The organism is Serratia sp. NA_112.1 (assembly GCF_052691715.1).
Genome location: NZ_JBQZFO010000015.1, coordinates 24063 through 47113, shown reverse-complemented (window position 1 = coordinate 47113; position 23051 = coordinate 24063). Strand labels below are relative to the sequence as shown.

Below are 23051 nucleotides of genomic sequence, written 5' to 3'. Positions count from 1 at the left end.
CTGCCCGCCTCACGCTGAGGAGGATGGCGGGCGATAAGACTGCAGCCAATGCTCCAGCTGTTCCGGGAGCATTGGCCGCGCAAACAGGAACCCCTGTTTTTCATCCACGCCGATTTCATCGAGGAACCGGTTTTCGCTTTCTGTTTCCACGCCTTCGGCGATCACCCGGAATTTAAGCGCTTCGGCCGCCGCGACGATGGCACGCACCAGCGATTGTGAAACCGGATTATCATTCACCCCACGCACAAAGCTTTTATCCAGTTTTATCGCATCCAGCGGAATACGTGCCAGCTGTGCCAGCGAAGAGTAACCGGTGCCAAAATCATCAAGATGGACCTGTGCACCCATTTGGCATAACCGGGTGATCACTTCGCGCGCGCGTTTTTCATCCTCAATCAGGCTGCTTTCCGTAAGTTCGAAATCCAGCAGGCAGGGGGTCAACTGATTGTGCTGCAACACCTGCGCCAGATCTTCAACGATAGAGTCATCCACCAACTGGCGGGCGGAAAGATTGACCGCAACCCGCAGTGGTAATCCTTGCCGTTGCCACTGAGCGGCCTGTTTGGCGGCGGTTTGTAGCACCCAACGGCCAAGCGGACCGATCAGACCTGACTCTTCCGCGTAGGAGATAAACTGCAGCGGTGGGATCAGGCCGCGCTCGGGGGAATCCCAGCGCACCAGCGCTTCCACGCTACATACCCTGCCGCTGAGGGTCTCTATTTTGGGCTGGTAATACACCACCAATTGATTTTGTTCCAATCCCTTACGCAGGTTGGTGTCCAGCCACATGTATTCCGCGACGCGTTTATTCATTTCCGGCGAGAACACGGTATAGGTCCGTTTGCCGTGCTCTTTGGCGACATACATGGCGGTATCGGCACTGCGGATCAGGCTGTCGAGGTCGTTGCCGTGTTCGGGACACAGGGCGATGCCAATTGAACAGCCGGTATAAACTTCGATAAGCCCTATGCGGAACGGCGTTTTCAGCCGGTCGATAATGTGCTGGGCCAGGCGTTGCAGCATTTCGCGGTCGGCCTGCTGGGCCAGCACCAAGAATTCATCGCCGCCCAACCGGGCCAGAGTTTGGTCGTTATCCAGACAGCCGAGCACCGCCAGCGACACCTCTACCAATAAACGGTCGCCGAACATATGGCCGTAGGCGTCGTTAACCTTTTTAAAGTTGTCGAGATCGAGATACACCAGCCCAACACTGTGGCCATCGCGAGTGGCGATCGACTGGGTGATTTTGTCCTGAATGGCGTTGCGATTGGGCAGGCCGGTAATGATGTCGGTATTGGCCAGCACCCGCAGACGTTCCTGGGCACGGCGTTCTTCGGTGATATCGGTACCGGAGCAAATCAAGAAAACTTCATTCTTGCCGCTGCCGCTGTGGACGAACTTGTTGCGGAACAAAAACAGCCGCTCGCCTTTAACCGTTTTAATCCAGCGTTCCACCTCATAGGAGGAACCATTACGGAAAAAACCGGCGATGTTGCGCCGTGATGCCGAGGCTTCCTCCGGGCTCATAAATAATTGAAAGACGTTTTTACCAATAACATCATGTTCGTGCAGGCCGGTGTACTCTTCGCTCAGGCGGTTGAAGCGCTGAATGCGGCCGTGTTGATCGACAATCACAATCACGGAGTTGGCTTCGGACACTACCTGCTCGGCAAAGGAAAGGCCGTGTACCAAATCACGGGCGACCGATTGGGTATCGCTAAAGGCGGAGGCGGTGCCTGCCCATTCCAGATTGTTGACTCGCCGCCCAACCAGATGCAGATGTATTGGTTCGCCGCCGAGCGTGATGGTGATATCAAGGCTGGCGGTAATGCCGCTCAGGCGACGAATTTTAGCTGCCTGCATGGCGCTGAGCGCCACGGCCACATGAGTTTTGCCTTTGACTGCCGACAACGCCAACGCATTGCTGTCAAACGTCAACCGCCAATAAGGGCTGTTGGTGCCGAAGTGGGCGTTAAGAAGCATAGGGCCTTGGTCTGCGAACATGATGATTCCTCAAAAGGGCACGACAGCCAGGCCTGTGCGATGAGCGCAGCCGCAGGTTTCTGGCCCGGGGAGTGGCCGTAGTGCGCGTATCTCCATCATATAACACGTTTTTCACCGGCGGGGGATGAAACTATTATATAAGCAATAATTAGTTTTGCCCTGTAATCGTCAGATTGCCGCACGCTTTAAAGTGTAAGTGAGAACCTGAGATTTCGAGAGGTTGGGGCGATTTTAGCGTGTCGGCACCGCGATCATTTTGTTGCAGGGCGGTTGTAGCAGAAGGGGCTTAATTATAATAAAGTGGGCCGCCGGCAGGAATAATCCTATAGAAACAGACGCCATGTTGTGGTGATTTTTCTCGCTGAGAAACCAAAATTTCCAAATAATACGCATTATCTTCATAATTCATTCACTATTGATGAATAAAAGTGTTTCGGGCTTTAATAAATTTACATTCCATCGCATTACTATATATTTATCGGCCTATTATTATCTCCGACGAAAGATGAGCCTGTTCACGTACAGCTCTCCTGATGAAGAATAATTTTTAAGGAAATGATTATGCGTAAACTGACCGCTTTATTTGTCGCCTCTACTCTGGCACTGGGTTCTGCTTCCATAGCGTTTGCTGCAGATACCACGGCAGCACCGACCACGACTGAAGCCACCCCGATGAACATGAAAATGATGCATCACAAAGGTGAAGGCAAAGGTGGGCCGTTTGCCGGCCTGAACCTGACCGAGCAGCAGCGCCAGCAAATGCGCGATATTATGAAAGAATCGCACCAGAAACGCGGCGAAGGGACCAAAGAGGAACGCCAAGCATTGCATAGCATAGTCGCTTCCGACAGCTTCGATGAGGCCAAAGCGAAAACCCAAATTGATGCCATCAGCAAAGCACAGTCCGAACATATGCTGGAGCGCGCCAAAGCTGAAAATAAAATGTATAACCTGCTGACCCCTGAGCAGAAAAAACAATACAATGAGAATTATCAGAAACGCGAACAGAAAATGATGGAACACATGAATAATATGAAGTCGAAAATGACGACTGCACAGTAATAATTCCATGCGGTAAATAAAAAGGGCCAGAATAATTTCTGGCCCTTTTGCTTATCTCACTGCTACTTCACTTCCCGTTAAACAACGGGTTTCCCCTGGTGTTGTGCGCGAGTAAGCTATTTTCCAATCAATCTCTGTTAATTTTTTTAAATTGGCGCGTGGTTTCAGTTAACGCCAGTTCCGTAGGTAAGCGTTCCATCGAACTGGCGCCGTAGAAACCATCGACTAACGGACAGTGCTGCATGATATACGCAGCATCCTCAGGCGTGGCTATGGGGCCACCGTGACACAAGACGATCACGTCTTCGCGAACCTGTTTGGCGGCCTGGGCCCATTCGTTAATCAGAGGGATGCAATCTGCCAGTGTCAGCGAAGTTTCTGCGCCAATGCTGCCGCCGGTTGTCAGCCCCATGTGTGGGACGATGATATCTGCCCCTGCTTCGGTCATCGCGATTGCGTCTTGCGCATTAAAAACGTAAGGGGTGGTCAGCAGATCTTTCTCATGAGCCAGCCGAATCATATCCACCTCTAACGCATAACCCATCCCGGTTTCTTCTAGGTTGGCGCGGAAATTGCCATCAATCAGGCCGACCGTTGGGAAGTTTTGTACGCCAGCGAAACCCGTGTTCTTAATCTCATCGAGAAATTTATCAAAGTGGCAAAAAGGATCCGTACCGTTGACCCCAGCCAGAACCGGGGTCTGCTTGACCACCGGCAGGACTTCTTTGGCCATGTCCATCACGATTTCGTTGGCGTTGCCATACGCCAGCAGGCCGGCCAGGGAACCTCGGCCCGCCATGCGGTAGCGACCCGAGTTGTAAATGACGATCAGATCGATACCGCCGGCCTCTTCACACTTGGCCGAGAGCCCGGTGCCGGCACCGCCACCGATGATAGGTTCGCGGCGAGCAATCATTTCCCTAAATTTGGTCAGTAATGCCTGTCGAGTGTGTTTGGCCATGTGTAACTCCAATCAATAAGAATGAGAGATCTCCCGGAACTGTTGCACGGCAGCGTCGGCAAAGCGGGGATCATTGATGTTGTAAGGGATCTTGATCAGGCGCTGTTTTCCTTTGGGTTGCCACGTCGCTTCCAGCGCATTGACGAAAGCGGCCAACGCCTCAGGATCCCAAAATGCCTGCCCGGGTGAATCAAGTGCTGAAACACCTCCTTCAGGGATCAGGAAGCGAATTTCCCCTGCGCATGCGTTCAACTTTTTACCGATCCAGTGACCCATTTGGGTATTTTCTTCTGGTGTAGTCCGCATCAGCGTCACTTGGGCATTATGGTTATAAAACTGGCGTTCGGCGTAGCGAGCAGGGATGGTACCGGGATGACCAAAGTTGATCATATCCAGCGCACCGCAGGACATGATGCAGGGAATGCCGGTACGGGCTATCGCGTCGAAGCGATCTTCAGTACAGGCCAACACGCCACCAAACAGATGGTCACAGACTTCGGTGGTGGTTAAATCGAATACCCCGTTCAGCAGATGGTTGTCGACCAGTTTTTCCATTGCCTGACCACCGCTGCCTGTCGCATGAAATACCAGGCAATCCCACCCATTCTCAATTGCTGCAGTTACTGCCTGAATGCAGGGAGTCGTGACGCCGAACATGGTAAGCCCAACGGCAGGTTTACTGTCTGTATCAATCGGTGTGGCAAAGCGAACGGCGCCGGCAATTTGGTGTGCGGCATTGCCCAAAACGAGGCGGGAAATACGATTCAGCCCGGCGACGTCGGTAACCGAGTACAACATGCCAATATCGCTGGCACCGACATAACCGGAAGTGTCACCGGAAGCCATGGTCGACACCATCAGCTTTGGCAGGCCAATGGGTAATTGTTGCATAGCAGGTGTAATCAATGCGGTGCCGCCGGAACCGCCCAGGCCAAGCAGGGCTGCAACATCCTGGCGTGAGAGCATGAATCGCTCGAAAGCAATGGCCATGGCGGCAATGGCTTTACCACGGTCGTCACAAAATACGGCCTTCTCGCCTTCAGGATGATAGCTGGCGACGGTGGCGGCGGAAACATCGGCAGGGTAGCTGGCCGGGATATGATGAGTAGATAAATCGACGGTGAGCGTGGGTAATCCGGTTTCGGCGATCAGGCTGCGAACATAAGCCAGTTCTCGTCCTTTAGTATCCGCCGTTGTCGCAATATAGATGATTGCCTGATTATTGTTCATTAGCCTGTTCCTGAATTGTAGGTTCGGATGGCCGCCACGCTGTTTTATAATTTTATTATAATTTAATTGGTTAACTAAATTGAATCCCTGGTGCTGACTAAGGTTGCTGAGCGTAGTCGGTGAATTCATCATCATAATGAGACTGTAGTATCATTTAAGCAAGTGGGTTTGATGGGAAAATGAGATTAATGTCTCATTAGATGAGTGAAAGGGCGGAATAGCCTCTTCTCTTGGATAGCGCAGAGTCAGGCAAGTTTGTTACAGTGGCCCATATTTGCCTGAGCTCTTGTTCTGGCCTGCGTTAGATTGGTGAGAAAGGGGTCGTCGTGCCATTAAATCTACCCGAAAATTTGACTCATACACGAGCCAGAACCCGCAAGCTGTTGCTCGCCAGCGCGATGGTATTGTTCGATGGTGGGGCCTTTCCCTCCATTACTGAATTGGCCCAGCACGCGCAGGTTTCCCGCGCGACGGCCTATCGTTACTTTCCTACTCAGAGTGCATTGATCACGGCGGTGGTTGCAGAGAGTTTGGGACCTATTCTTGAATGGCAGCCGATAGACAATGATGCTGGGGCGCGGATCCAACAATTACTGAGTTTTGCTTATCCACAAATGGAGCAACATGAGGGCGCTTTGCGCGCGGCATTGCTATTGTCCCTCCAGCAATGGGCCGAGGCACAATCCAGCACCGTTAAACCTGTGGAAAAGTTCGTCCGTGGCAACCGCAAACGCCTGCTGAACCTGGCGGTAGAGCCACTGCAGGATAAACTGCCGCCGGAGGCATTACAGCGGGTGATTCATTCTTTTTCGCTGATCTATGGCTCAGAAGTTTTCCTGGTACTGAAAGATATTTGGGGTCTGGATCTCGGTGGCATTCAGGATGTGACGCAATGGATGGCGAAAGCCATTATTCGCCAGGCCGAAGAAGATGCGATGAACAGCAGAAAACCGCTAGCATGATAGTTCAATTTTTATGGTTATTCTCGGCGAAAACCAGCACATTTCACTGAGTGAGTCTTGGCAATAGTTATAATTAAAACTGATAAAAAGAGCGTCTTAAGCATTTTTTAACCGGTCGCCTGGAGATGTCTATGTGGCTTTTTTTTTATATTATCCATATTTTTCATTGAATTAAATTTCATCCACAGCGCGATAAATTCACGTTTCTCGCTGATGATATTCATCGAAGATCCTTATGTCTTTCCCCCTTTTTACTCGATCCTCAGGTTTGCCGTTTAGATCATCCAGCGCCTTGACCCATTAGGCGCGCTTGAGATTGTTGTGCTTTATTTATTTGGTGTTACGAAACTGTTACACAAAAAATCAATAAGACATTTGCAAACAATAGCGGACGGTATCTGGGATGGAAAATAGACGTAGAGGAGTCAAGCCTGTTCAGGCGGCCTTCGGCTGGCCTGAAATTGGTGTTAATCGCGCACGGCGGAGTGCTGTGCTTTTTTGTCTGGCGGCGATCGGTGGAGCGCAGGCTGCACCTTATGTAGAGAGCGGTAAGCCGGGCGATCCTGCCAGTTGGCGCAGTAATGAATTCAACGCCGAATGGGGCCTGGGGGCGATCCACGCCGATCAGGCTTACGCCGCCGGTTATAGCGGGAAAGGCGTAAAACTCGGTATTTTCGATCAGCCGGTGTATGCCAAACATCCGGAGTTTGCCAGCCAGGGCAAAGTGATCAATCTGGTGACGACCGGCATCCGCGAATACACCGACCCCTACATTCCGGTGAAAAAAGGCGACGTATTCCGCTATGACGGCACGCCGAGCGTGGATTCCGACGGCACACTGGGTTCACACGGCACTCATGTGGGCGGCATCGCTGCCGGCAATCGCGATGGTGGTGAGATGCACGGCGTGGCGTTCAACGCGCAAATCATTAGCGCGGAAAACGGCGATCCCGGCCCGGAAGACGGCATTATTCTCGGTAACGATGGGGTGGTGTACCAGGCCGGCTGGGATGTATTGATTGCCAGCGGCGCGCGCATTATCAACAACAGTTGGGGCATTGGCATCACTGAGAAGTTTGATCAGGGTGGCAAGGATCCGGCCTATCCTCACTTCACGCTCGCCGACGCGCAAAAGCAATTCGATCAAATCAAACAGATCCTCGGCACAAAAGCCGGTGGCGCTTATCAGGGCGCGATCGATGCGGCACGCAGCGGCATCGTTACCATTTTTGCCGCCGGTAACGACTCCAACCTCAACAATCCGGACGCCATGGCGGGTCTGGCCTATTTTGTGCCGGAGATAGCCCCCAACTGGCTGTCGGTCGCCAGTCTGCAGGATCCGAACAACACCGGCGATTACAGCATCAGCACCTTCTCCTCCCGCTGTGGCTATACCGCCAGCTTCTGCGTTGCCGCGCCGGGTAGCAAGGTATACAGCTCAATCATCGAAGGCAACAGCGTCGATAACCTGACCACCGGTTACGCCAAATACAGCGGGACCTCAATGGCGGCGCCACACGTGGCCGGCAGTATTGCGGTGCTGATGGAGCGTTTCCCGTACATGACCGGCGCGCAGGTTGCCTCGGTGCTGAAGACCACCACCACCGATATGGGGGCGCCGGGTATTGATGCACTGTACGGTTGGGGGATGATCGATCTGGGCAAGGCGATTAACGGCCCAGGCATGTTTGTTACCGAGCAGGATATTCCTGAAGAGTTTCGGGTTAGCGGCGCTTACGGCCCGGAACAGTTCGTGGTGAATTTGCCGGGCGTTGGTGGGGTGCTGGACAAGGGCAAACCGACCGAACGTGTGTGTGACGATACTCATTGCGGGTTGGATGTCTGGAGCAACAACATTTTCGGTCACGGTGGCCTGACCAAACAGGGTATCGGCACCCTGGTGCTGACCGGCAACAACAGCTACGCGGGGCCGACGCTGATCAATCAGGGCCTGCTGGCGGTTAACGGTTCGGTGACGTCGGACGTCACAGTGCAAAACGCTGGCGTGCTGGGCGGCTCCGGCACTGTGGGGTCACTGACCGCCCGCAGCGGCGGTACCGTGGCGCCGGGCAACTCGATCGGTACGCTGAACGTGGCGCGCAACGTCAGCTTCGAGCCGGGTTCCCGCTATGCGGTGGAAGTGGCGCCCAATGGCCAGAGCGATCGGATCCAAAGCAGTGGATCGGCAACGATCGGCGGCGGTGAAGTGGCCGTCTCGCTGGAGAACAGCACCAATCTGCTGTCGCAAAGCGAAGTTCGCAGCCTGCTGGGCCAGCAGTACAACATTCTGACCGCCCAGCAGGGCATCAGCGGGCGGTTTGATTCGGTAGCACTGAACTACCTGTTCCTCGATACCGGGCTGACCTATCAACCCAATCAGGTGACGCTGAACGTGGGCCGTAACGACACCTCCTTTGCCAGCGTGGCAGTCACCCAAAACGAACGTGCGGTGGCGGCAGCGGCGGATGCCCTGGCGGCGGGAAACCCGGTGTACGAGAGCATCCTCAACGCCGGTTCGGCAGGAGAAGCGCGTCAGGCGTTCCGTCAGCTGTCCGGGCAGATCCACGCGGATATCGCCTCGGCACAGGTTAACGACAGCCGTTACCTGCGTGATGCGTTGAACGGTCGCCTGCGGCAGGCGGAAGGGTTGGCGACCTCGCCGGATATCAAGGCTGACGACGAGGGCGGTGCCTGGGCGCAGTTACTGGGGGCCTGGGACCATGCGTCGGGCGATGCTAATGCCACCGGCTATCAGGCCTCGACCTACGGCGTGCTGGTGGGGATGGACTCGGCGTTGGCGGATGACTGGCGCTTGGGCGTGGCGACCGGTTACACCCGGACCTCGCTGGACGGTGGCTACGGCTCGAATGCTGACAGCGACAACTACCACCTGGCGGTGTACGGCGGCAAACAGTTCGGTGAACTGGCGCTGCGTGCCGGCGGTGGCTACACCTGGCACCGCTTCGATACCTCGCGCTCGGTTAATTACGGCATGCAGTCAGATCGCGAAACCGCGAAGTACAGCGCCCGTACCGAGCAGGTGTTTGCCGAGGCGGGTTACAGCGTGAAGGCCGACTGGGTGAACCTGGAGCCGTTCGCCAACCTGGCGTACATCAACTTCCAAAACAATGGTATCTCGGAGGACGGCGGGGCGGCGGCGTTGCACGGCGACAAACAGCACACCGATGCTACGGTATCGACGCTGGGTCTGCGTGCGGATACCGAGTGGCAGGCGAGCAAAACCACCAGCGTGGCGCTGCGCAGCGAACTGGGTTGGCAGCATCAGTACGGCGATTTGGATCGCGCTACCGGGCTGCGCTTCAACGGCGGCAACTCGCCGTTCGTGGTGAACAGCGTGTCGGCCTCACGTGATGGTGCGGTGCTGAAAGCCAGTGCGGAAGTGGCGGTGAACAACAACGCCACGCTGTCGTTGGGCTACGGCGGGCTGCTGTCGCAAAACTACCAGGACAACAGCGTCAACGCTGGCTTCACCTGGAAGTTCTGAGCTACCCATCTTAATCCTGTTACCGAAACACTGGGGCCAGCTTGCTGGCCCTATTTTTTGCGTTTTTAACGGCAGGGATCACCTATGATGCAGCACGCGGTGGGGGTTAAAGCGGCAATAAAAAAACCGGGACCCTTGCGGCTCCCGGTTCAAAGTGGGGTAAAACATATTAGCGCTACGGCCCAAATTACGACGAGGATCTAGTGCATACATTCTCTTACGTCGTAACTGAAACGAGCTTTCCCTGGTGTCATTATGATTATTGGTGATGCGATCTTACTATTGTTATATTTTTATTGTGGTGTTGCTGTGTGTCTCTTCTGATACCATGTTTGACTATATGATGTGGTATGTCAAGCAATGTTTAGGTTATACATTGTACCATATACCAGTTTTGGAGCGCTTTTTTGCACGGCAAGTATGAAAACGACTGAAAAAACAGCAAAAAAAATCGAAGGAAAAAATGGATAACAATCACCAGAAATTCGATTCACAGTCGATAGCAAACCGGGTCAGGGAACTGTTTGTACAATATGGGATTGGTAAGCGTCAGCATGCCAAAGAGCTCAGCCGCATTCTGGATCTGAGTTTTTCGCATGCGCATCGTAAGCTAAAGGGGCAAAGTCCCTGGACTCTGGAGCAAATTAACAACGTTGCTGCGGCATTGGGGGAAACGCCTGCCGCGATCGTGGACACCGGCACTGAAAATGACATATCTGCGCAAACTATGGTGCGAGATGCCATCTTTTACGTGGGTGGCGTGGAGCTGGCCTGTGTGGCTTATATCGGTCATGAGCTGGTTGGCGGACGTTCGTCGGAATATGTCGCGTTGCAGCAGGCGGGGCAATGGTGTGTTTATCGCGCGGATGATGCGCCGCAGGGGCAGCGTTTTTGCGTGGAGTTGATAGAGCTTCGCTCAGCTGCCGTCGAGGATGAGCGCCTGAGCATTGCGGTACTCGATGATTCACACCAGGCGGCCGATGAGCTGACCAAATACCTGAACAGCCGCGGTTTTCATGCGGTGGCATTTTATGATGTCAGCAGTTTTAACCTGGCGTTGCAGCAGAGCCTGTTCGATGGTTATGTGGTCGACTGGTTGATTGGTCAGGAAACGGCAGACCAATGTATTGCAGCCATCCGTGCCTCGGATAACCCGGATGCGCCGGTTTTGGTTCTCACCGGCCAGTTAGGGACCGATCAGCGCGAATCTGAAATCGCCAGAGCGATGCGTGACTATGACGTACTGGGCCCTTATGAAAAGCCAGTGCGGCTCCATGTGATTGAAGCCGCACTGTTGCGCTGTTTTAATCTCTAGCGGCCAGCAGTGAAGCCAGAGCGGAAGACAACGCGTCCAGCCTGACCGGCTTCATCAAGTAATTGTCGAACAGCGCCCGCTGTTCGGCAGACAGTTGTTCCGGGGTATAAGCGCTGATGCCCACGATAGGAATACCGCGATTGGGACCACGTTGGCTGCGTAATTGTTTAGCCAGCGCGGCACCATCAATGCCGGGCATTTGCAGATCCAGCAGTAACGCGTCATAAGGCCGCCTGAGCAGCTTTTGCAGCGCCCGTTCTGACGAATTGCACAGTTCATGTTGATAGCCGAGCTTGTCCAGCAGCGCCGCAAAGGCATCACTTACCGATTTGTTGTCATCAACTACCAAAATATGTTGCTGTTTTTGCAGCAGGCTCTGGTGGTGGTGAGGTCTTTCGTCCCGCTGTTCTTGATTGCTGACTTCAACCGGAATACTGACGATAAAGGTGCTGCCTTTTTTGGGCTCACTGTAGACGGTAATGCTGCCGTCGAGCAGCGTGACCAGCCCGTGGACAATCGCCAGTCCCATACCGACGCCGCCATACTGCCGGGTATGCGACTGATCAAGCTGGGTGAAGGGCTGGAATATCTGGTCGATCATTTCCTTTTCGATGCCAATGCCGGTATCAGTGACCTCAATAATCAGTGAATTGCCGCTAGGCTGGTGCCGTAGGCTGCTATACAGCGTGATGGTACCGCTTTCGGTATATTTGAATGCGTTGGTCAGCAGGTTGACGATAATCTGTCTGATGCGCAGTGGGTCGGAATGTATCTGCAGATGGCCGCACTCCACTTCGCACAACAGCGTCACCTGTTCTTTCTGACTCAGCGTATTGATTTCATTCGCCGTTTCCTCGATCAGTCGCTGAACCTCGAAGGGAGCGATGCGCAGCTCCATCATTCCGCTGTCCAGATGGGCATAATCGGTCAGATCTTTCATCTGGCTTTCAATTTGCTGCGCGGCGATTTCCAGTCGTTGGAAGGTGTCCGCATGTTCGGCCGACACCTTGGTATTCACCAGCACATCAATGGCAGACATAATGCTCTGCAGCGAGGTGCGCAGTTCGTGACCAATGGCCCCCAGGAAGGCATTTTTGGTGCGAGTGGCTTTCTCTGCCTCAATCGCTTTGGCTTGCTGCCGGATGGTCAGGCGCTGCTGGCGCAGCACAATCAGGGTGATGGCGATCAGCGCGATCACCGAGAACATCACGATCACCAGACCATAAAAAATGATGTGTCGTTTTTCGATATAGTCTTCGTAGGCAGCGGTGCGCTGCTTCACTTCTGCGTGATCGGTCAGGTTGGCCATCTCAATCGCATAGGGCTTGATTTGCCTCATGGCCTGCGAAATAAGCGAGAAATCAATCTTTGGGCTGCTGAGCAAATGATCTATCTGATCCATTTTCTCGCGCATGTGCGTCACCACCTCGGGATAACCCGGTTCGGCGTACAGTGGCTGGGTGGATTCGGACACCGTTTCCAGCACATAAAAGCGAGAATAAAGGATTTCAAATTTAAGCCGCAGATCTTCGCTATCCACCTTCGGTGCGTTTTTCTGCTGTTCGACCAGCGTCTCAAACTCAGCCAGCTTGATGGAGAACTTGGCGATCGACCAGGAGTAATTCTCTTGGGTACCGGCGATAGCATACAGCCCCTTCTTTGACAGGGTTGCGCTGTAGTAATACAGCGTCACCGCAGAGGCAACCAAAAACAGTGCGGCAAAAATAGCCGGGATCGCCAGCCTGCTGTTGCTTTTAAACCCTGTGAGCTTCATTTGATCACTATCCTGTCCACTTGCCAGATAAAGCGTGAGTTGTAGAGCGGGGAATTCAACTCAGGCCCTGCGGCATCCCTGGGATAAACCAAAAACAGCGGGCCGAAGTTTCGGATCTTCAGCATTTCGCCATCCATCTTGTAGGCCAAAATCATATTGTATTTCTTGACGTCGGACAGCGGCACGTCGATGTAGTAATCATTCAGTGCATAAAATGTAAGCGTGCTGCCTTTGGCTCCGACACGCGCCAGAATGTCCGCCACGGCAACCCCTTCGAACTTTCTTTGCGGCGTCCAGGAGGTCGAGGTGGTGATGCTGCTCACCGGTATCGCCAGCAGTTGTTTATCGGTAAACAGATAGCTTTTCTTTACTGGGTCGGTGGTGTTTTGGATGTTGCCCGAAACTTCCAGAGTAAAACTCAGCGCGCTGGATTGGACGACCATCAAAGCAAAAAATGCCAACGTGATGTTTTTAAATAGCTTGAACAGCATCGGGGTTCTCCAGTGTCGCGGATGCTTACATGAGCTCCGCCTATTGATCAGGCAAAATAATGGCAGAAAATAACAGTTTGTGTTGAAGGGAATGGTAAAGAGCACGAAAAGAAAAGGCTAGGGGTACCCTGGCCTTAGACTGATGACAAACTTCATTCCTGCCCAGAGCGAGTAGAGGCCGATAAATAAAAATCAGGAAAATCAATTTATTGATTTTCGGCTGCTCACCACAAAGCAGGAAAACCACAATTTTTCCTGCTTTGTCAGCAACTTAAGGCCAGGGTTACCCTGGCCTTGGTTTGTTCTGATTTTTGCGCTTAGCGCATGGTGACAAATTCTTCCGCGGCGGTCGGGTGGATCGCGACGGTGTTGTCGAAGTCTTTCTTGGTGGCGCCCATCTTAATTGCCACAGCGAAGCCCTGTAGGATTTCGTCCATGCCGAAGCCGATACCGTGCAGGCCAACAATCTTCTCTTCCTGACCCACGCACACTAGCTTCATGCGGCACGGCTGACGGTGCTGCGTCACGGCGCTGTACATGGCGGTGAAGGAAGATTTATACACTTTCACGCTGTCCGCACCGAATTTCTCGATAGCTTCCGGCTCGGTCAGGCCGATAGTGCCGATTGGCGGGTGGCTGAATACCACGGTAGCGATGTTGCTGTAATCCAGGTGTTCTTCCGGCTTGTTGTTGAACAGGCGTTCGGACAGGCGGCGACCGGCAGCCACGGCAACCGGGGTCAGTTCAACGGCACCGGTGTTGTCACCTACGGCATAAATGCCCGCTACGTTGGTGTTCTGGTATTTATCGACGTCGATATAGCCATTTTCGTTGGTTTTCACCCCGGTAACGGCCAGGTTCAGGTTATCGGTCGCCGGTTCACGGCCGATCGCCCACACTAGGCTGTCGACGGTGAATTCCTTGCCGTTTTCCAACTGCAGTGTCAGGCTGCCGTCGGCGTTTTTAACGATGGCCTTTGGCACCGACTCGGTGTGCAGGCTTGGCCCTTCGGTGTTCATCACTTCGACCAGGGTTTCGACAATCATCGGATCGAAGCTGCGCAGCGGCGCGTGTTTACGCACGAACAGGTGCGTTTCGGCACCCAGCGCGTTCAGCACACCGGCGATTTCCACCGCGATATAACCCGCGCCCACAATGGCAACGCGTTTTGGCATCGCGTCCAAATCGAAAAAGCCGTCTGAGTCGATGCCATATTCTGCGCCCGGAATGTCCGGATGGCTTGGGCGCCCGCCGGTGGCGATCAGAATATGGTCGGCGGTGATTTTCTCACCGTTTACTTCAACCGTGTGGGCGTCGATAAAGCGCGCAAAGCCTTTGATCACGTCAACTTTGTTTTTGCCCAGCACGTTGTCGTAGGAATTATGGATGCGGTCGATATAAGCGGTGCGGTTAGCCACCAGCTTTTTCCAGTCAAAGGCGTTAACGGTGGTATCGAAACCGTAATCCGGGCCATACATGTGAATAGCCTCGGCGATTTGCGCCGCATGCCACATCACTTTTTTCGGTACACAACCCACGTTAACGCAGGTGCCGCCCAGTTCCTTGGCTTCAATCAGCGCGCATTTCTGGCCGTACATGGCTGCCCGGTTGACTGATGCGATGCCGCCGCTGCCGCCGCCAATTGCTAGATAATCGTAATGTTTGGTCATCTGGGATTTCCATGAATTGTGTGAATCGAAGAACGTAAGAGTTTAACGCCTGATGCAGGTTTGTCGCAAAGATTGCGCCGATAGTTGTGATAGATAACGGGTATAAAGGCGCGGCAGGCCGCGCCCCGGAAGCTTATTCCGGCACCACCCAGTTCACCAAATGGTGACCATGGCCCGACGGCACCAATATTTTGTGCAGCCATGGCAGCACGTTTTTCATCTGTTGTTCCAGCTTCCACGGCGGATTAATCACGATCATGCCGGAGGCCGTCATGCCGCGTTGGTCGCTGTCGGGTTTTACCGCCAGTTCGATCTGCAGAATATTGCGGATGCCGGTGGCTTCCAGCTCTTTCAGCATACGTTTGATCTGCTGGCGCATGACCACCGGATACCACAGCGCGTAAGTGCCGGTGGCAAAGCGCTTGTAGCCTTCTTGCAGGCCTTTGATCACGTCCTGGTAATCGGTTTTCATCTCGTACGGCGGGTCCATCAGGATCAGCCCACGGCGTGACAGTGGTGGCAACTGGGATTTCAACTGCTGGTAGCCATCGGCGCGTTGCACTTTGGCGCGATCGTCCTTCTGGAACTCGCTGCGCAGCAGTGGGAAGTCGCTCGGGTGCAGTTCGGTCAGGTGGATTTTATCCTGCGGGCGCAGCAGCTGGCGGGCAATCAGCGGTGAGCCGGGGTAGTAGCGCAGCTTTTCGGTGCGGTTAAAGTGGTGCACTACATTCATGTAGGCCGCCAGTTCTTCTGGCAGATCGTCACGTTGCCACAGCAGGCCTATGCCTTCCAGGTACTCCCCGGTGCGTTCGGCGTGTTCACCGCTCAGCTGATAGCGCCCTGCGCCGGAGTGGGTATCCAGGTACAGGAACGGCTTGTCTTTTTCTTTCAGCGACTCAATGATCAGGCTTTGAACGGTGTGCTTGAGCACGTCGGCGTGGTTGCCGGCGTGGAAACTGTGGCGGTAACTTAACATGGCTTGTGGTAATTCCTTGTGCTCCCGACGGAGCGGGCTGAACAGAATAAAGGCTTATATTCTGCACAGTATAAACTGTCTGGGCGGGAAAAACCGGAATGCGTTACCACAGGTCCTCTATCAAGGAGCAGGACAATGACCGAGTCGGCTATTCTGGCTAACTATCCCGGCGCGTCGCGCTGGCAATTCGGCGACAGCCCGGCGCTGGCGGATGAGCTGCTGCAACGGGTGCTCGACGGCGACAAAACCGCAACCTGTGGTTCCTATGTCGCCTATCAACAAGAGAAATCACCGCTGGTTGGGGATTATAACGTGATCCTTAATGGCCGAGGTGAGCCCGCCTGTGTCATCAGAACGCTGTCACTGAAGCTGGTTCGTTTCTGTGATGTTACCGCCGAGATGGCTGCCAACGAGGGGGAAGGAGATAAAAGCCTGGCATTCTGGCGGCAGGAGCATCAGGCGTTTTTCGTCCGTGAAGGCAGCTTTGCGCCGGACATGTGGCTGGTGTTTGAAGAGTTTGAGCTGGTTGAAACGCTTTGAATCACAAGGAGAGAAAATGAGCTGCCTATTTCGCGATATGGCGTCGATCCCGTGCATGCCAAGCTGATCCCGATGTACGGCACCGCCGGGCTGGAGCACTGGCAGCCGATAGAGTCCAAATCGAGCAAATTTTTCGATCGTTACGAGGGGGATCTTTCTTCTCACGATGCCGCGCGCGCCGACTATGGGCATCTGGCCGCGCTGGCGGCGTAAATCCGCCAGCGCACAGCTTAAGGCACTATCTATCAACGCCCGGCCATTGATGTAAGAAGGTGAGCCGGTTCCCCTTTCAGTCACGTTTTACTCTGACATTACCGGCGCTAAATCGGTGAGAGAACCGTTTTAATACCTTCGTCTGTGGCCAGACTAACTCAGGTTGACACTCCACCAACGAACCCGGATGGAGCTTTAAATCCTCTCTTAAAATTCACGCATAACGACAATATATCCGTTAAAGCCAACGGAACATTCATTGTTGTTAACTATAGCGGAACCAATAAAAGTATTATGTTTCCCTGCTGTGTTTTCGTAAGTGTACTTAATGATGAGATTCCGTGGGTTATCGTTTTGGTAAATGGAAATAAGCTCTTTATATTTAACGAAGGTGGTTTCTTGTGCGTCTTTTTTAGCTAGCTGCATAGCCAGTAATATATTGACTGGTTTGTTGTCGAGAAGTTCTAACTTGGTTTTTTTGGCAACTATTGATTCCTGTTTAACCCCCATTTCATCAATCATTGCATCGTAAACAGGGCGTTCTACTGCTGAGCCAACAACGACGCATGGGTGTTTCTCCATGGCCGCTGATGAGAGAGAAAGTAAAAGGAGTGAAGAGGTTAATAAATTTTTCATTTTACAATCAACTCTCTGTCGCCACTATTCCATATTTCACTTCTGTATTTTGGATTGGCGACGATACATCCTTGTGAGGCTTTGCCTGGGTTTTTCAGGCTATCACCGTGGATTTTAAAGGCATCGCGATTGCACATATTGCTGGTGCTGGTTGGGGTTAAGGGAAGCGTATATTTCCCAGTGTTTATTGAAGTGTAAGGTGCTCCAATTTTATACCGCCCTCTCGGCAACGGGCCTTTGTTTTTCAAACATTCAAATTCAGGGTTGTTTTGATAACCCACAGCACCAGCATATTGTGCATAAAATTTTAATTCTCCATTTAAAGAAAATTTTCTTGTCCTAACCTCATAAATCCATGCCATGTTAATTCCTTTTTGTTTTTCAAATTTATATCATTAAATTTAATTTAACTTATTGAATAAATCAGTTTCATTTTTTTTAGCACAGTACATCACCAGGTTTATTGTGTTACGTCACATTTTTACTTTTTTTGAGAGAGCTTGAGCAGGTTATTCTTCGGGGAAAGTGGTAACAAATAAGGGGTAATGTCCACAGTCAGCTGTCATCAAGCGGTTAAATGTGGGTTCTCACCCATTGATTTTCCTGCTGCTTGGCTCCATGTTAGATATTCATACGTATTTTAAGGCCTGCCCGCTGCGGCGGGCCCCAACGCTAATCAGGACTGCCCTATGACAAATCCGTTGCTGACCCCGTTTTCCCTGCCACCGTTTTCCGCCATTCGCCCAGAAGATATCGTGCCTGCGGTGCAATCCGCGTTGGCCGATTGCCGCGCTGCGGTAGAGCGCGTTATCGCGCAGCCGGGACCGTTCACCTGGGATAACCTGTGTCAGCCGCTGGCGGAGTCTGACGATCGCCTGTCGCGCATCTGGTCGCCGGTGGGGCATTTGAACTCGGTAAAAAACAGCCCGGAACTGCGCGCCGCCTATGAGCAGGCGCTGCCGTTGCTGTCTGAATACGGCACCTGGGTAGGGCAACATGAAGGCTTGTACCAGGCTTATCGCAGCCTGAAAGAAGGGGCCGGGTTCGAAAAGCTGACTGCACCACAGCGCAAATCGGTAGAAAATGCGCTGCGTGATTTTGAGCTGTCAGGTATCGGCCTGTCGCCGGAAAAACAGCGTCGCTACGGCGAAATCGTCGCGCGTCTGTCCGAACTGGGTTCTACTTACAGCAACAACGTGCTCGATGCCACCATGGGCTGGAGCAAGCTGATTACCGATCAAGCCGAGCTGAACGGCCTGCCGGAAAGCGCGCTGGCCCAGGCGCAGGCGATGGCGCAGGCCAAAGAGCAGGACGGTTGGCTGCTGACGCTGGATATGCCGAGCTATTTGCCGGTACTGACCTACGGCGACAACCGTGCCCTGCGTGAAGAGATGTATCGCGCCTTCGCTACCCGCGCCTCCGATCAGGGGCCGAATGCCGGCGAGTGGGATAACAGCGAAGTGATGGCAGAAACGCTGGCACTGCGCCACGAATTGGCCCAACTGCTGGGCTTTGACAGCTATGCCGACAAATCGCTGGCGACCAAAATGGCGGAAAACCCGGAGCAGGTGCTCGGTTTCCTCAGCGATCTGGCCAAGCGTGCCCGTCCGCAGGCCGAGCAGGAGCTGGCACAGCTGCGCGCCTTCGCCAAACAGCATTACGGTGTGGATGAGCTGGAAGCCTGGGACATTACCTATTACGGCGAAAAACAGAAACAACACCTGTTTTCGATCAGCGATGAGCAACTGCGCCCGTACTTCCCGGAACAGCGGGTGGTGGAAGGCTTGTTCGAAGTGGTCAAACGCATTTACGGCATCACCGCCAAAGAGCGCAAGGATGTTGATACCTGGCATCCAGAGGTGCGCTTCTTTGACCTGTTCGACGCCAACGGCGAACTGCGCGGCAGTTTCTACCTCGATCTGTATGCACGTGAAAACAAGCGCGGCGGGGCGTGGATGGACGACTGCGTCGGCAGCCTGCGCAAGGCCAACGGCGAGTTGCAAAAGCCGGTCGCTTACCTGACCTGTAACTTCAACCGTCCGCTGGGCGACAAACCGGCACTGTTCACCCATAACGAAGTGACCACGCTGTTCCACGAATTTGGCCATGGTCTGCACCATATGCTGACCCAGATCGACACCGCCGGCGTTTCCGGCATCAGCGGTGTGCCATGGGATGCGGTCGAACTGCCAAGCCAGTTTATGGAAAACTGGTGCTGGGAGCCGGAAGCACTGGCGTTTATTTCCGGCCACTATCAAAGTGGCGAGCCATTGCCGAAAGAGATGCTCGACAAGCTGCTGGCAGCCAAAAACTACCAGGCGGCGCTGTTCATTCTGCGTCAGTTGGAATTCGGCCTGTTCGACTTCCGCATGCATGCCGAATACAGCCCGGAAAAAGGTGCACAGGTCCTGCCAACGCTGGCGGAAGTGAAAAAAATGGTGGCGGTAGTGCCTTCACCAAGCTGGGGTCGTTTCCCGCATGCTTTCAGCCATATCTTTGCCGGGGGCTACGCGGCTGGTTATTACAGCTATCTGTGGGCGGAAGTGCTGTCGGCCGATGCCTATTCACGCTTTGAGGAAGAGGGGATTTTCAACGCTGAAACCGGTAAATCCTTCCTCGACAACATCCTGTCGCGCGGCGGTTCGGAAGAGCCGATGGAACTGTTCAAACGCTTCCGTGGCCGTGAGCCGCAACTGGATGCTATGCTGCGCCATTACGGTATTAAAGGATAACCCCACCGGTGAGCGTGTGTTTATTGTGTGAAGAAGGCGCCGACCCCGGCGCCTTGTCTATTCTGGCGCAGCGCTGGCAGTTAACTTCGGACGACGAGGCGCTGATGGCGCTGGTGTTGACGCCCGAACGGCTGGAGCTGCGCAAGCGTGACGAACCCAAACTCGGGGCGATCTACGTCGATTTCGTTTCCGGCACTATGGCCCATCGGCGCAAATTTGGCGGTGGGCGCGGTGAAGCGGTGGCGAAGGCGGTCGGCATCAAGGGCAGTTACCGCCCTGACGTGGTGGATGCTACTGCCGGTCTGGGGCGCGATGCTTTTGTTCTGGCGTCTCTGGGCTGCCGGGTGCGGATGCTGGAGCGGAATCCGGTGGTGGCGGCATTGCTGGATGACGGCCTGCAGCGCGGCTATCTGGACGCGGAAATCGGCCCATGGTTGCGCGAACGTATGACGATGTTGCATGCCTCCAGCCTGACGGCGTTGGGTGATATTGAGCCCCGGCCGGAGGTGGTGTACCTCGATCCGATGTACCCACATAAGCAGAAAAGTGCGTTGGTGAAAAAGGAGATGCGGGTGTTCCAGTCGCTGGTGGGCAGCGACGATGACGCCGATGGCCTGCTGGAGCCAGCACGCCGCCTGGCGACCAAGCGCGTGGTGGTGAAACGCCCGGATTATGCCCCGCCGTTGGCTAACGTACAGGCGCATGCGGCATCGACGACCAAGAGTCACCGTTTCGATATATACATGCCCTATCCCCTTCATACTTGACGCTATATCTGTGTTGGCTGCATTACTCGGCCCGTCCATGGGCCTCTCCCCTTAACGGGGCCAACGCAAGCGTTGTTCAAATCTGTTCCTGACAGATTTGTTGCGCGCCCCATTCACTTACTTGAGTAAGCTCCTGGGGACTTACAAACTTGCCGCCTTGATACAACGCCAATTATTTAGGGCATAGAGGGCTAAATAGGGAGGTATTCATTGATCTACCTCCCAATTTTATTTTTTACCTTGCAAAGGTACTGGCAAGCTTGTGTTCCAGATCGCATGATTCCTGTTCGTTTCCCTTCCTATAAATAAATAATGAAAAAGACACTCCTTGCTGTTTTGCTTTGCCTGGGTACCTCTGCGATGGCCTCTGAACCTGTCAATATCACCATTCTTGGCACCTCTGATCTGCACGGCACCTTTGTGCCCTGGGATTATTCTACCGACACCGCCAATCTGGCCGGTAGCCTTAGCCAAATTGCCACTCAGGTGCATCAGGTGCGCGCCCAGCAGCCGAACGTGATCCTGGTCGATGCCGGTGACACCATTCAGGGCAACTTTGTCGAGACCTTTAAAAATGACAAAACCAGCCCGATGATCCTCGGTTTTAACGCGCTGGACTATGACGTCTGGGTGATGGGCAATCACGAATTCGACTTCGGCCTCAAACCCCTTTCCACTTCACTTAACCAGTTCAAGGGCACGGCACTGGCCGGTAATATTCTGTGGGACAGCGGCAAGCCCTACCTGCCGGCGTATAAAATTATTGAACGCCAGGGGGTGAAAATCGGCATTATCGGCATGGATACGCCGATGACCGCTGAATTCGCCAAAGGCACTGATCGGGTGAAAGGGCTGAACTTTACCGATCCGGTTCAGGCGGTGAAGCAGGCTGTCCAGCAGATCCAGGGGCAGGTGGACGCTATCGTGCTGGTGGCACACATGGGGATCGACAACGAGAACCAGCGGCCGGGGACCGGCGTGGGCGATATTGCCAGGGCCAACCCGGAACTGGCGGCGATCGTCGCCGGGCATATGCACGTAAAAGTCGATAAAGAAGTGATCAACGGCGTAATCGTCACCGAACCGGACAAATATGGTCGCGCGCTGTCACGCATCGATCTTCAGTTTGAGCAGCACAACGGTAAGTACGTGCTGATCAACAAAGACAGTTACACCTACCCGATCAAAGGCATCGCCTCGGATAAAAAACTCGAAGAGATTTACCAGCCGTACCACAAGATCCTACGGGCCAATGCCAATCGGCCGATTGCCCAGCTCAGCGGCCAGGATCTGGTGCCGCCGGATGCGGTGAAGGGTATTCCGCAGGTGCATGTTCAGGATACCGGCATCAGCAAGCTGTATCAGGAAGCCGGGCATTACTATGCGCCGCAGGCGCAGGTGATCGCGTTGCAGATTGATAACGACCGGCCGAAACTGAACGTCGGTACCATCACCGCCAAGGACATTGCCTTCAACTACCAATATGCCGGTGGTGAAATCACCGTTTATCAGCTCAGCGGCAAAGAACTGAAGAAGTACATGGAATGGTCGGCGGGCTACTTCAATCAGCTGCATGACGGCGACGTGACCTACAGCTTTAACCCGCAGCGCCGCGCATCGAAATACTCGACCAATGATTTCTTCGATGGCGTGACCTACAAAATCGACCTGCGCCAACCGGCCGGGCAGCGCATCCGTGACCTGCAGATGGCCGACGGCACGCCGGTGACCGACAGCACGCCAATCCGCCTGGGGATGAACAGCTATCGTATGGGGCACCTGACGCAAAAAGGCGGCGCGCTGGAAGGCATGCAGTTCCCGGTGCTGTCTGACAGCAAGGTGGAATATGGTGAAGAGGCCGGTACCATCCGCAATCTGACCATTCGTTATCTGACCGAAGTGAAAAAAGGCCAGTATCAGGGGCAGGCGGTGCAGCGCTGGCAGTTGGTCGGTTTGGAGGGTTATGATCGTGAGCGCAAAATCGTCGAAAAACTGCTGAACGACGGCAAAATCAGCGTGCCCACCAGCGAAGATGGGCGTTACGGCAACGTGGCGTCATTCAACGTGAAAGGGTTGCTGCTCAGCGAGCCGAAGGCACGTCAGAAGCAACAGGCCGCGCTGCAGGCGCAGTTGAGTGCCGCCAGCGATCCGCTGGTGAAAAAGCGTTTGAGTGATCAGTTGGTGATTATTGAGGCGATTAACAAGGCTTGATA

Annotated in this window: 17 protein-coding genes and 1 pseudogene; 9 read left to right on the top strand and 9 right to left on the bottom strand. The window is 53.9% G+C overall.

All coding sequences use genetic code 11. The features are described from left to right. Window positions 1-9: 9 nt before the first annotated feature. Window positions 10-2004: a cyclic di-GMP phosphodiesterase gene (pdeR, locus tag ACUTQ5_RS20595; protein WP_445652751.1), complete on the bottom strand. Its 1995-nt coding sequence runs from the start codon at window positions 2002-2004 to the stop codon at window positions 10-12. A gap of 561 nt (window positions 2005-2565) precedes the next feature. On the opposite strand from pdeR, the gene spy reads away from it, so the two are divergent. Next, window positions 2566-3066, top strand: coding sequence for an ATP-independent periplasmic protein-refolding chaperone Spy (spy, locus tag ACUTQ5_RS20590; RefSeq protein WP_445652750.1), 501 nt, complete (start codon window positions 2566-2568; stop codon window positions 3064-3066). Window positions 3067-3193: 127 nt separating this feature from the next. Here the strand turns inward: spy and ACUTQ5_RS20585 are convergent, their stop codons facing one another. Together ACUTQ5_RS20585 and ACUTQ5_RS20580 are read right to left on the bottom strand one after the other, a co-directional pair. Further along, on the bottom strand, window positions 3194-4027 hold the full coding sequence (locus ACUTQ5_RS20585) for a phosphoenolpyruvate hydrolase family protein (RefSeq protein ID WP_445652749.1): 834 nt from the start codon (window positions 4025-4027) through the stop codon (window positions 3194-3196). A 12-nt stretch (window positions 4028-4039) separates the two neighbouring features. Further along, window positions 4040-5257, bottom strand: a complete 1218-nt coding sequence (locus ACUTQ5_RS20580; protein WP_445652748.1) for a Tm-1-like ATP-binding domain-containing protein — start codon at window positions 5255-5257, stop codon at window positions 4040-4042. 326 nt (window positions 5258-5583) lie between these two features. On the opposite strand from ACUTQ5_RS20580, the gene ACUTQ5_RS20575 reads away from it, so the two are divergent. The 3 genes from ACUTQ5_RS20575 (at window position 5584) to ACUTQ5_RS20565 (ending at window position 11039) form a co-directional block, all read left to right on the top strand. Next, window positions 5584-6219 (top strand): TetR/AcrR family transcriptional regulator, encoded by a 636-nt coding sequence (locus tag ACUTQ5_RS20575; protein WP_445652747.1) that lies wholly within the window; start codon window positions 5584-5586, stop codon window positions 6217-6219. A 403-nt stretch (window positions 6220-6622) separates the two neighbouring features. Further along, window positions 6623-9724 (top strand): autotransporter outer membrane beta-barrel domain-containing protein, encoded by a 3102-nt coding sequence (locus ACUTQ5_RS20570; protein WP_445652746.1) that lies wholly within the window; start codon window positions 6623-6625, stop codon window positions 9722-9724. A 463-nt stretch (window positions 9725-10187) separates the two neighbouring features. Next, a complete protein-coding gene (locus ACUTQ5_RS20565) occupies window positions 10188-11039 on the top strand; it encodes a helix-turn-helix domain-containing protein (RefSeq protein WP_445652745.1) in 852 nt (283 codons plus the stop codon). On the opposite strand, the gene ACUTQ5_RS20560 is transcribed toward ACUTQ5_RS20565, so the two are convergent. The 4 genes from ACUTQ5_RS20560 to ACUTQ5_RS20545 all read right to left on the bottom strand — a co-directional run bounded on the left by ACUTQ5_RS20560 (window position 11029) and on the right by ACUTQ5_RS20545 (window position 15950). Further along, window positions 11029-12813, bottom strand: a complete 1785-nt coding sequence (locus tag ACUTQ5_RS20560; RefSeq protein WP_445652744.1) for an ATP-binding response regulator — start codon at window positions 12811-12813, stop codon at window positions 11029-11031. The genes ACUTQ5_RS20565 and ACUTQ5_RS20560 overlap by 11 nt on opposite strands. Then, window positions 12810-13304, bottom strand: a complete 495-nt coding sequence (locus tag ACUTQ5_RS20555; protein WP_445652743.1) for a molybdopterin-dependent oxidoreductase — start codon at window positions 13302-13304, stop codon at window positions 12810-12812. Before ACUTQ5_RS20555 ends, ACUTQ5_RS20560 begins: the two co-directional genes overlap by 4 nt. Before the next feature lie 317 nt (window positions 13305-13621). After that, complete coding sequence (gene gorA / locus ACUTQ5_RS20550) at window positions 13622-14974, bottom strand: glutathione-disulfide reductase (RefSeq protein ID WP_445652742.1); 1353 nt, start codon at window positions 14972-14974, stop codon at window positions 13622-13624. A gap of 133 nt (window positions 14975-15107) precedes the next feature. Continuing rightward, a complete protein-coding gene (locus ACUTQ5_RS20545) occupies window positions 15108-15950 on the bottom strand; it encodes a 23S rRNA (adenine(2030)-N(6))-methyltransferase RlmJ (RefSeq protein ID WP_445652741.1) in 843 nt (280 codons plus the stop codon). A gap of 135 nt (window positions 15951-16085) precedes the next feature. Between ACUTQ5_RS20545 and ACUTQ5_RS20540 the strand changes: the two genes are divergently transcribed. Both ACUTQ5_RS20540 and ACUTQ5_RS20535 read left to right on the top strand, forming a co-directional pair. Then, on the top strand, window positions 16086-16490 hold the full coding sequence (locus ACUTQ5_RS20540) for an ASCH domain-containing protein (RefSeq protein WP_445652740.1): 405 nt from the start codon (window positions 16086-16088) through the stop codon (window positions 16488-16490). A 36-nt stretch (window positions 16491-16526) separates the two neighbouring features. Beyond that, window positions 16527-16703 (top strand): annotated as a pseudogene (locus ACUTQ5_RS20535) (diadenosine tetraphosphate hydrolase); the annotation flags it as partial. A 207-nt stretch (window positions 16704-16910) separates the two neighbouring features. Here ACUTQ5_RS20535 and ACUTQ5_RS20530 read toward each other — a convergent pair. Both ACUTQ5_RS20530 and ACUTQ5_RS20525 read right to left on the bottom strand, forming a co-directional pair. Then, complete coding sequence (locus ACUTQ5_RS20530) at window positions 16911-17339, bottom strand: hypothetical protein (protein ID WP_445652739.1); 429 nt, start codon at window positions 17337-17339, stop codon at window positions 16911-16913. Continuing rightward, on the bottom strand, window positions 17336-17701 hold the full coding sequence (locus ACUTQ5_RS20525) for a tlde1 domain-containing protein (protein ID WP_445652738.1): 366 nt from the start codon (window positions 17699-17701) through the stop codon (window positions 17336-17338). The genes ACUTQ5_RS20530 and ACUTQ5_RS20525 overlap by 4 nt, the downstream gene beginning before the upstream one ends. 327 nt (window positions 17702-18028) lie before the next feature. On the opposite strand from ACUTQ5_RS20525, the gene prlC reads away from it, so the two are divergent. The 3 genes from prlC to ACUTQ5_RS20510 all read left to right on the top strand — a co-directional run bounded on the left by prlC (window position 18029) and on the right by ACUTQ5_RS20510 (window position 23049). Next, window positions 18029-20071, top strand: coding sequence for an oligopeptidase A (prlC, locus tag ACUTQ5_RS20520; protein WP_445652737.1), 2043 nt, complete (start codon window positions 18029-18031; stop codon window positions 20069-20071). A gap of 8 nt (window positions 20072-20079) precedes the next feature. Next, complete coding sequence (rsmJ, locus tag ACUTQ5_RS20515; protein WP_445652736.1) at window positions 20080-20838, top strand: 16S rRNA (guanine(1516)-N(2))-methyltransferase RsmJ; 759 nt, start codon at window positions 20080-20082, stop codon at window positions 20836-20838. Window positions 20839-21150: 312 nt separating this feature from the next. Then, window positions 21151-23049, top strand: coding sequence for a bifunctional metallophosphatase/5'-nucleotidase (locus tag ACUTQ5_RS20510; RefSeq protein ID WP_445652735.1), 1899 nt, complete (start codon window positions 21151-21153; stop codon window positions 23047-23049). The last annotated feature ends 2 nt before the right edge of the window (window positions 23050-23051 follow it).

Excerpts from the sequence above, each read along its gene's own strand:
- pdeR (WP_445652751.1), bottom strand. The coding sequence starts at position 2,004 with ATGTTCGCAGACCAAGGCCCTATGCTTCTTAACGCCCACTTCGGCACC.
- spy (WP_445652750.1), top strand. The coding sequence starts at position 2,566 with ATGCGTAAACTGACCGCTTTATTTGTCGCCTCTACTCTGGCACTGGGT.
- ACUTQ5_RS20585 (WP_445652749.1), bottom strand. The coding sequence starts at position 4,027 with ATGGCCAAACACACTCGACAGGCATTACTGACCAAATTTAGGGAAATG.
- ACUTQ5_RS20580 (WP_445652748.1), bottom strand. The coding sequence starts at position 5,257 with ATGAACAATAATCAGGCAATCATCTATATTGCGACAACGGCGGATACT.
- ACUTQ5_RS20570 (WP_445652746.1), top strand. The coding sequence starts at position 6,623 with ATGGAAAATAGACGTAGAGGAGTCAAGCCTGTTCAGGCGGCCTTCGGC.
- ACUTQ5_RS20565 (WP_445652745.1), top strand. The coding sequence starts at position 10,188 with ATGGATAACAATCACCAGAAATTCGATTCACAGTCGATAGCAAACCGG.
- ACUTQ5_RS20560 (WP_445652744.1), bottom strand. The coding sequence starts at position 12,813 with ATGAAGCTCACAGGGTTTAAAAGCAACAGCAGGCTGGCGATCCCGGCT.
- ACUTQ5_RS20555 (WP_445652743.1), bottom strand. The coding sequence starts at position 13,304 with ATGCTGTTCAAGCTATTTAAAAACATCACGTTGGCATTTTTTGCTTTG.
- gorA (WP_445652742.1), bottom strand. The coding sequence starts at position 14,974 with ATGACCAAACATTACGATTATCTAGCAATTGGCGGCGGCAGCGGCGGC.
- ACUTQ5_RS20545 (WP_445652741.1), bottom strand. The coding sequence starts at position 15,950 with ATGTTAAGTTACCGCCACAGTTTCCACGCCGGCAACCACGCCGACGTG.
- ACUTQ5_RS20540 (WP_445652740.1), top strand. The coding sequence starts at position 16,086 with ATGACCGAGTCGGCTATTCTGGCTAACTATCCCGGCGCGTCGCGCTGG.
- ACUTQ5_RS20530 (WP_445652739.1), bottom strand. The coding sequence starts at position 17,339 with ATGAAAAATTTATTAACCTCTTCACTCCTTTTACTTTCTCTCTCATCA.
- ACUTQ5_RS20525 (WP_445652738.1), bottom strand. The coding sequence starts at position 17,701 with ATGGCATGGATTTATGAGGTTAGGACAAGAAAATTTTCTTTAAATGGA.
- prlC (WP_445652737.1), top strand. The coding sequence starts at position 18,029 with ATGACAAATCCGTTGCTGACCCCGTTTTCCCTGCCACCGTTTTCCGCC.
- ACUTQ5_RS20510 (WP_445652735.1), top strand. The coding sequence starts at position 21,151 with ATGAAAAAGACACTCCTTGCTGTTTTGCTTTGCCTGGGTACCTCTGCG.